This is a genomic window from bacterium, from assembly GCA_040757115.1.
GTDB lineage: Bacteria > UBA9089 > CG2-30-40-21 > CG2-30-40-21 > SBAY01 > JBFLXS01.
On sequence record JBFLYA010000033.1, the window covers coordinates 19,724 to 25,774 of the forward strand.

Sequence of the window (6,051 nt, forward strand, 5' to 3'; positions counted from 1 at the left end):
TTTTTTCTACCTTTTCAGGAATTTAGTTTAATAGAATTTTCTCTTGACAATTTTGGCTTCAATGTGTTAAAATAAAATAGAGGGTAAAAGAATGGAAGAGCAAAATATAGATTTTGAATATACCCAATCAATACCTTCTGGTCCTAAACCAAAAATAATGATTATTGGATTAGGCAATATCCTGCTTCAAGATGAGGGCATTGGCGTCCATATAATTAAGGCACTTCAAAAAATGGATATACCGGATAATATAGACCTGGTAGATGGTGGAACCGCTGAGCTTGACCTGATGAATTATATGAATAAAGGTATAGATAAGGTAATTATAATCGATGCCGTCAAAGGTGGAAGTAAAGCCGGAACTACATTTCGATTAAGTGTAAATGAAATTATGGCGACCACAAAACATATCTCCTCCCTGCATCAAAAAGAACTAATTGAGGCAATCAAGATGCTTGAATTATTTACCAGAAAACCCCGCGAGATTGTTATTCTCGGTATCGTGCCAAAAGAAACAGAATGGAGTCTTACACTTAGTCCAGAATTACAAAATAAAATCCCAGAAATTACCCGCATCGTCTTTGATGAAATTGAAAAGAAGTAACAGCGTCCGCAACTAATAATAAAATACTAACCAGAGTTATTCCCAAACCTATCTTAAAATTTAATGGGAAATAGACAAACCTCACCTCATGTGTTCCTTCTGGCACAAACACTGCCTTAAAAATATAATTAGCACGATATATCTTTGTTGCCTGACCATTTATAAACGCCTGCCAGCCTGGATAATAGGTTTCACTTATGAATAAAAAACAATCACAAGGCGAAGATACTTTAATAATAATCTTATTGGGTTGATAATCTATAATTTTTGGATTTTTGATTTTGAATTTTTGGTTTTTAAATTCAATATTTTCTTCCAGGATTATCTCTTTTGCCGGGTCAAAGTCTTTTCTCAACATCCGGCGTAAAATATCGTCCCTATCTTTAATAATTACTATCTGAGGCACCAGGAATGCCCTTTTAAGACAGGTTGGATTTTCATAGAGCTTTATTTTGCCATCCTTTATTAATCTTAATTCTTCACCGATTAATTTATCTTTACTAATTATATATTTGATATTCAATAAGTTAAGTAACTTATGTATTTGTCCAACTTCACCTGTTGAGATAATTCTCATCAAATTATTGTAATCTTTTAAAACTATGCACTCATAGCCATTAGCATCAAATACCTTTTTATGCAATAAACCCAGATTAGGAATCATAGCCTCCTGTGCCAGGGGTAAAATCTCAGGGTCAATTGGTCCCGAGTGATAATTAAAGAAACCTGAAGTCTTTGGTGATAATAATATCCGATAATAACCCTTGATTAACTTTGATACCGCTGGTTTTTGTTGGTAGAAACTTTCTTTCACCATAGGATTCAAATCATCATCAGCAATCAATAAATCGTTTAAAATAAGCAAAATGATGGTTATGGAAAGGAAATTTAAGGTGATAGATTGTCTTTTTGCCAACAAGACTAATAAACTCATCAGGGCTAATAAAATAGTCTGCACAAAAATATTAACTAATGGAAATCTTATCTGAATTAATATCAAGCCGATAAATAAAAGTATTGAAACAACTAAAAATGATTTTATCCTTTTAGACTTAATTAAGTATTCGTATCCAAATCCCGATAATAAAGCCCCGGCAAATGTGGCGATGGCAAAAAATTTTACCGGAATCTGCATCAAATTAAACCCCGGAATAAATCTATATAACCATTTATAGAGAGGGAAATACTCTCCTGATGAAAGCAGGATAAAACTAATGAAGATAAAACCCCAAAATAGCCGACCTGAACATATCCCGATAAATATAAGAGAAAGTGGTATTATTCCGAGATAAATTGAGTCAATCAGTCCTTGAATATAGTTAAATATGCCAGCTGAGGTCATCGTGTAGGAAAACATAGGGATAAGTAAATCAACAAGCTCATACGGGGCTAACGACCAACGGCTTGCCTCTTCAAAACTCATTCCTGAGGCCCTATTTGATTGGGAAACTAATTCTAAAAATGGTAATAATTGAAATGAACTTAAACCCAAAGCAATGAATCCAACGAGGATAATTTGAGGTATCCCTCTCTTTTTGAGCAAGATGAGTGAATACAATAGCAAGATTAACATAGTTGCAAAGAGAGTGGTCGGTTCTCCAGATAGGAATTGCAGACTTATCCCTATGCCAGACCAAATTACATATCGTCCCCCTTTGACAAAAAATAACAAGATAAAAGGAATCCAGGTAATTGCCGCAAGGACATTCAATATGTCATACACCGAGACAAAATATCCACTAAAGATATAAACAATCCCGGCTATTAATGAAGATTCCTTACTTTGTCCCCAGGCTTGCATTAAAAAATAGGTAAATAATCCGGCTAAAAATATATGAAGGACAATAAATAATTTTATGCCGAGGTTAATTGGCAGAAAATAGATAATAAATGAAAAAGGATACAAGACCTGGGATTGGAGAGGGGCTAAAAACGGCATGCCACAAAAGATATAAGGATTCCAGAGGGGGATGATACCTTCTTTTAGACAATGTGAAGTAAAATATTGGGTTGGATAAAAATATCTAAAGAAGTCTTTAAAATAAAAGATAAAATCACTTAAAAGTAAGGTAGAAAGGAATATAAATATGGATACGGCTAAAAATAAGATAATTAATAAATCTTGTTTGTCATACTTCATAATGATATTAAGGTTATCATAAAGATAAAAGAAATGTCAAGGGAAAAATCGAGACGGTTCACCCTCCTCAATTCTCATAACTGTTCAGCCACGGATGCACACAGATGAAACACGGAAAATCGGTGGTGTCTGAAAATAACTCTAATAGTGAAATCTATGCAGATTTGGTGTCCAAAAGGGATTTCCTCCAAAGAGCAAAATGCAAAAAGCAAATATAAAAATTACATATCAAAATGTAAAATTATCTCTTTCCTTTCAGCGTTAAAATAGAAATCCTTTTGGGACGGTTCACTTTTGTTTGAAAGATTGCGGATTGAAATTGGAAATTAGGGAAAGAGACAAAAGCCCAATTTCTAATTTCCAATTTCCAACAAAAATCATAGGAAAAACGATAAAAGGAACCGTCCCGTCCTTTTTGAAATTTGATTTGTAATTTTGCATTTTGATATTTAATATTTGATATTTGATATTTATTTGTTGTCTCCCTCAAATCCTATTTTGCAGAACCCTATACACTATTTTAACCTTTATGCTAGATTAAGACAGCCCCGGAAAATCCAGCTAATCGTATTCGGGTCGTGTCTGTAATTTGCCTATAAGGAATCCACCTTCTAATCCCCCGCCAGCGGGGGACATTCGCTTCTAACCTCTGTCCTCTGCTATTTATATTTATCCGTGCTAATCCGTGTCAATCAATGGCTGAACAGTTACAATAAATTTATTGACAATCTCTGTCGGATATTATATAATATTATTATCCGATATATCTGATAATAAGAGGTCTAATTGAATGAATAGCGAGCAAATAATAGAGACTTTACTCTTATGGAATTTTTGGGAGAAGGATATAGATATAGGTGTGCTCAGGGAAGAGTATCTAACACGGATAAGAAGATATTTATCTACGGATGAAATTGTAGTTGTAACAGGGGTGAGACGGTCGGGTAAAAGCACTCTTTTGCTTCAGGTAATCTTCGAGTTAATTAAAAATAATCTTCCCAGCATCAATACCCTTTATGTTAATTTTGAGGACCCGAGGTTTTATAATTTTTCGACCTGTGAAATAGGAATATTTTGATCGTGGTTAGTATAAGAAGGGGGATAAGGGGATAAAGGAGATATGGAGATATCAAAAGGATATCAAGAAAATTTACTTACTGAGATAATAATTCAATGTATTATTAAGGTACACCAGACATTGGGTCCAGGTTTTCTGGAAAGTATTTACCGCAGGGCAATGGTAATTGAACTTACAAAACAGGGATTGAGAGTTAAGACAGAGAAAGAAATACTAATCTACTACGAAGGAGAAGAAATTGGGAAACACAGATTGGATATTCTTGTAGAAAGCAAGGTAATAGTAGAACTAAAAACGGTGGAGGAATTAAGCAAAGCTCATTATGCTCAGGTTCGCTCATATTTAAAAGCTACAGGTGTAAAGGTGGCTATTCTTGTAAACTTTGCTAAAGAAAAGGCAGATTTTAGAAGAGTGGAATTAGAATAATATCCCCTTATCTCCTTAATCTCCCTATCTCCTTTTCTTACACCAAGCAGTGGAGTATAATTTTGTTTTCCCATGTCGACCTATTTCACAGGTCGCAAAATTGTAGGATTTGTTACTATCCTGATTTCCTGGCTGTTAACTGATTGCTGATACCTGATGGCTGAACGGTTACCAATTTCTTATAACCTATTCAAAACCGTCTGCCAGAAAAAACCGTTCTGGAAGGCAAAGATTAAGTTCACTATCACAGGCGTGCTTTCTCCGATACTTGCATAGACTACACCAAATACTATTGGCGAAACTAACATTGGCCTGAAAAGCTGCCACTTGTTGAGTTCTATCTTTTTGCCTTCTTCACCAATAGCATCAAAAAAGTATTTAGCCGCCATACCAGCTAACATCAGCAGATAAAGGCTTATTTCCAGGCAGGGGATTTGAGCCAAAAAAGAAGATACCCCACGCTGGGTAACATCCGGTGGTTGAAGAAGGAAAAAATCTGCACAAATAAATAGCACTAAACCACCGATTAGTGTGGTTAAGAGGAAGATTATCTGTCCCTTTTTACTCCATTCTGCTCTCACCACCCAGACAGCCACAATCCCTATAATTGCTAAGGCAATATATGCCATACTACATCCCTCCTAAATTTCCTTCTTCCTATGCCCTAACAGCGTTAAAACGCCGGTGTCTTAATGCAACCGCCAGGGCAGGATAAACATCTTCATCAATGTAAAGTTTTATAGAAGAGGGGACGGCAGATACTATAGTCTCTTCTCCTGGAAAAGATGTTTTCTCCTCGACGAGAAACCGTCCTTGTAGAGTAAATATCCTCAATAATTTCTTCCGGTGTTCTCTCATCCTCCCAACCACTGCATCTTTTTAGAAATGATTCCGTAGTTTCTCTACTCCTTTTTTTATCTTCAATAGGGGACTCCTCTTCCAAAAAGGTAATGATCACCATGCAACGCTTTGGAAATCTTATCTTCTCTAAAGGAGTTATTTTCCCCTTATCATAAACACCTTTAATAGCAACCATAAGTTCCCCCTCCTTGACAATCAAGACTGACTCTCTATCCCCTTCACTCCTCAACAATAGCTATTATAACATCATTAAACAAAGTTGTCAATAGAAAATTGTAACTGTTCACCGCAGAGACACAGAGACGCAGAGAAAAACACACACCTAATTCCCCTCTCACGAGGGAAAAATCTATGGACAATACGCAGATTAACCAATCTGGCTTGCCTGCTGAACATTCGGTAAGCAGGTCATAAATATTTCTATGTCTGCACCAATAATCTTTTCTGTTATCTAATTTATTTCTATGTCTTCTCTGTTCCTCTGCGTCTCTGCGGTAAATTACCACCTGAACGGTTACAGAAAATTAAGGATTACGCTTAAATTAGAGTTTTTATCTATCTCTCTTCCCAGTTTTGAATCTTCAAATAAAAAGGGCATTTTTTACATTCTTGTAAGGTGTGGTTATGACAACAGGCTGGATTTTTTACCTCAAAACAATTCTTACTCTGCCTGTACGCCTCGCACATTAAATAGAAACTTGCAGGACAACCTTTGATATTAAAGCATTTATTCATTATCTCTTCCTCCTTTTTAAGTAATCGAATTAATCGAATAAAACAAATTCGTAAAAATACGAAGAATTCGTTAAGTTTGGGTAACCGTTCAAGCTATATATCAAAAGTGTAAGAAAGGGGATAAGGAGATAAGAGTGATATGGAGATAAGATAATAGAAATAGATTGAAATTTATAGAAATAGGTAGAAATTGATTGTGGAAAACAA

8 protein-coding genes are annotated in these 6,051 nt (G+C 35.3%); 3 read left to right on the forward strand and 5 right to left on the reverse strand.

The annotated features are described in order from the left end of the window. Positions 1-91: 91 nt before the first annotated feature. Positions 92-604: a HyaD/HybD family hydrogenase maturation endopeptidase gene (locus AB1422_04400; GenBank protein MEW6618576.1), complete on the forward strand. Its 513-nt coding sequence runs from the start codon at positions 92-94 to the stop codon at positions 602-604. Here AB1422_04400 and AB1422_04405 read toward each other — a convergent pair. Next, positions 567-2,744: a YfhO family protein gene (locus AB1422_04405; protein MEW6618577.1), complete on the reverse strand. Its 2,178-nt coding sequence runs from the start codon at positions 2,742-2,744 to the stop codon at positions 567-569. The two genes, AB1422_04400 and AB1422_04405, sit on opposite strands and share 38 nt — an antisense overlap. Positions 2,745-3,534: 790 nt before the next feature. On the opposite strand from AB1422_04405, the gene AB1422_04410 reads away from it, so the two are divergent. Together AB1422_04410 and AB1422_04415 are read left to right on the forward strand one after the other, a co-directional pair. Beyond that, positions 3,535-3,822, forward strand: a complete 288-nt coding sequence (locus tag AB1422_04410) for an AAA family ATPase (protein ID MEW6618578.1) — start codon at positions 3,535-3,537, stop codon at positions 3,820-3,822. A gap of 42 nt (positions 3,823-3,864) precedes the next feature. Beyond that, positions 3,865-4,248: a GxxExxY protein gene (locus AB1422_04415; GenBank protein MEW6618579.1), complete on the forward strand. Its 384-nt coding sequence runs from the start codon at positions 3,865-3,867 to the stop codon at positions 4,246-4,248. Between the two features lie 179 nt (positions 4,249-4,427). Here the strand turns inward: AB1422_04415 and AB1422_04420 are convergent, their stop codons facing one another. From AB1422_04420 to AB1422_04435, 4 genes are all read right to left on the reverse strand, one after another. Continuing rightward, positions 4,428-4,877, reverse strand: a complete 450-nt coding sequence (locus AB1422_04420; protein ID MEW6618580.1) for a hypothetical protein — start codon at positions 4,875-4,877, stop codon at positions 4,428-4,430. Positions 4,878-4,972: 95 nt separating this feature from the next. Next, the gene (locus tag AB1422_04425) at positions 4,973-5,284 is read right to left on the reverse strand and encodes a hypothetical protein (protein ID MEW6618581.1); all 312 of its coding nucleotides are present in this window, start codon (positions 5,282-5,284) and stop codon (positions 4,973-4,975) included. A 43-nt stretch (positions 5,285-5,327) separates the two neighbouring features. Continuing rightward, positions 5,328-5,615, reverse strand: coding sequence for a hypothetical protein (locus AB1422_04430; protein ID MEW6618582.1), 288 nt, complete (start codon positions 5,613-5,615; stop codon positions 5,328-5,330). Between the two features lie 49 nt (positions 5,616-5,664). After that, entirely contained in the window at positions 5,665-5,844 is a 180-nt protein-coding gene (locus tag AB1422_04435) for a hypothetical protein (GenBank protein ID MEW6618583.1), read from the reverse strand. Positions 5,845-6,051 lie beyond the last annotated feature (207 nt).